Source organism: Micromonospora phytophila (assembly GCF_023656545.1).
Lineage (GTDB): Bacteria > Actinomycetota > Actinomycetes > Mycobacteriales > Micromonosporaceae > Micromonospora > Micromonospora phytophila.
In genome coordinates this window covers 1-2,633 of sequence record NZ_JAMOKF010000517.1, presented here as the reverse complement: position 1 = coordinate 2,633, position 2,633 = coordinate 1, and the positions used below count along the sequence as shown (strand labels likewise).

Sequence of the window (2,633 nt, the reverse complement as noted above, 5' to 3'; positions counted from 1 at the left end):
CCCCCGACCTGATGGTCCTGCTGCGCCGGTTCCTCGGGCAGGGCCACCGCCGCCGCGTCCCGCACGCCGTGCTCGACGCGGCGGCGCAGCCCGCCGGCGCCGACGTCCCCGCGCTGCTGCGGGAGCTGCACCGGCAACTCTCGCTGGAGGCGTTCGGCGCGGCCCGGCTGCGCTTCACGCACTATCCGCTCGCCGACTGGCTGATGCACCAGAGCTTGAGCTTCGGCACGGACGCCGACGACGGCCGGTCGGCGCTGGTGCGGCGGCTGCGGGACCGGCGCGGCCAGCGCACCGCCGGTGACCCGGTGCCCGCCGGCGGGGACGCGGTCGGCATCGCCTCGCAGGTCCTGCTCTGGCTGGTCCGCCGGGCCGTGCCGGGGGTGGTGTTCCGGGTGGCCGTCTCCGGCCGGGTGCCGGTGCTCGGGCGCCAGTACCGCTGGTTCATGCGTCAGCAGTACCTCGCCCCGCGGCAGTCGGTCACCTTCCTCGGCTTCGCCGAGCGACTCACCGCCGGCTGGCGTGACGGCGAGCAGCCCGACCAGGTCAACAAGCTGCTGCTGCACGCGTTCCTGGAGGACCTGCGGCAGGCGTACCGGCGCCGGCCGTGGCGCCCGTCGGAGTGGCGGCGCACCGCGTACCCGGTGCTGCTGCTCGACCACGTGGCCCCCGGCAACCTCGGCCACGTCCTGGTCCGGCTGCTGAACGACGTCCGCAACGAGACCGGCCGCAACGACCCGCTGCTGGTCGTCGCGGCCGGCGAGGAGCCCCCGCCGGAACTGCCCGGGCCGCACCCGCTGGGCGAGGCCGACGAGGCGTACGACGAGTGGGCCGAGGCGTTGCCGGAGATGCGGCGGCTGCGCCGCGCGGCCGCCTGGCTGGTGGTGCTGCGCCCCGACGCCACCGAGACTGGGCCGCCACCGCGCGGCGGCCTGCGTCCGTTCACCGCCCCGGAGCCGCCCTGGTGGTCGCGGCGCTTCCTGCCGGCCACGGTCTGCCTGCTGCTGGTCGCGGCCGGCGGGACGTGGGTGGGCACCCGGTGGGGACCCGGCTGCCACCCCTCCGTCACCGGGGGCCGGATCTCGGTGCAGCTCGTCGAGGGGGAGTGCGTCGGCTACAGCGACAGCGCCGCCCAGGTGTTCAACAACGACCCCGGCCAGCGCGGACTACGCGGCGTCCAGGAGCGGATCTTCGCGCAGAACCGGGCCGCCGAGGAGGTCTGGCAGCGCAGCGACCGCCGCCGGCCGTACCTCACCCTGGTCTACCTGGGCACCCTCACCGGCAACCGGACCCGCGCCGACGAGGAGTCCTACGTCTCCGAACGCGAGGAACTGGAGGGGATGGCCACCGCGCAGTACGCGCTGCTGAAGGAGTCCGCCGGCGCCGACGGCGCCGCGCTGCTGCGGATCGTGGTGGCCAACGGGGGACGGCAGATGCGCCACGCCGACCGGGCGGTGGCCATGCTGGCCGAGCTGGCCCGGGACGACGCGACCGTGCTCGGCGTGGTGGGCCTGGTGGAGAGCCGCGCCAGCACCGCCCGGGCGCTGCGCGAACTCAACCGGATCGGGCTGCCGGTGCTCGCCCCGACCCTGTCGGCCGACCGGATAGACGCGAACTCCCGGCTCTACCTCCAGGTCTCCGCCCCCAACGCCGACCAGGTCCGAATGGTCGAGGCGTACGCCCGGCAGGTGCTCAAGGTGAACGAGGCGCACGTGTGGTGGACCACCGGCGAGAACAGCTCCCTGGCGGAGGACCTCTACGTCGGCACCCTGGTCGACGGGCTGAAGCAGCGGTTCGGCACCCGGATCACCCGCCTCGACGAGTGGCGCACCGGCAAGCGGCTGACCGACGAGTGCGGCTACTCCGGCCTGCTCTTCTACGCCGGCCGCTGGTCGGAGTTCGACGGTTTCCTGCGGGCGTTGCGGGAGTGCGGTGACAACCCGCCGAAACACCTGGTCGGCGACGACTCGGTCAACCGCTACATCGCCAACCCCGGGCTGCGCGCCGCGGCGCCGGGCAACGTGCCGGTCACCTACGTCTCCAAGGCCGCGCTGGCGACCTGCGCCGCGCTGGGCGCCGCCCGGGACCGCCGCGACGACGCCCGGGCCAGCTTCCTGACCTGGATCCAGGCCGACGACCTGCTCGACCCGCCGCGCTGCCGCCCGGACAACCCGCACCAGGTCGGCGAACGGGTCAGCCTGGCCTACGACGCGGCGATGATGATGGTCCGGGCGGTGGAGAGCCTGGCCGCCCGGCTGCACCACGCCGGCCCCCGGCAACGCTGGGAGCCCGGCTCGGTCAACCCGGTCGGCGTGCACGCCGAGGTGCTGCGCCAGAACACCGGCGCGGCCATCCGGGAGTGGCCGGGTTGATCCGGTTCACCCCCGACTCGGGCGAGCCGGTGGACAAGCGGCTCGCGCTGCTGCGGGTGGAACGGGTGCCCGACGTGACGGCGGCGCCGGTCGAGGTCTACCACTGCGGCGCCGCCGACCGACCGGCGCCGGCCACCTGCGCCGCCGCCCCGGTCACCGTCGCCCCGCGCCGGCCCTGACGCCGTCGGCGTGTCCGCCCGACGCGTCCGTCCTGCCCTGTCCCGGTGTCCCGGTGTCCATTAGGGTTCCTGAGGACCAGGCGGG

At 75.2% G+C, this 2,633-nt stretch carries 2 protein-coding genes; both read left to right on the top strand.

Annotated features, from left to right (window positions below; translation table 11 throughout):
• Positions 1–2,369 (top strand): type 1 periplasmic-binding domain-containing protein (locus tag NCC78_RS30620; RefSeq protein ID WP_250798883.1); only part of this gene is annotated, 2,369 nt, incomplete at its 5' end.
• On the top strand, positions 2,357–2,548 hold the full coding sequence (locus NCC78_RS30615; protein WP_250798881.1) for a hypothetical protein: 192 nt from the start codon (positions 2,357–2,359) through the stop codon (positions 2,546–2,548). The genes NCC78_RS30620 and NCC78_RS30615, both read left to right, overlap by 13 nt.
• Positions 2,549–2,633: the final 85 nt, after the last annotated feature.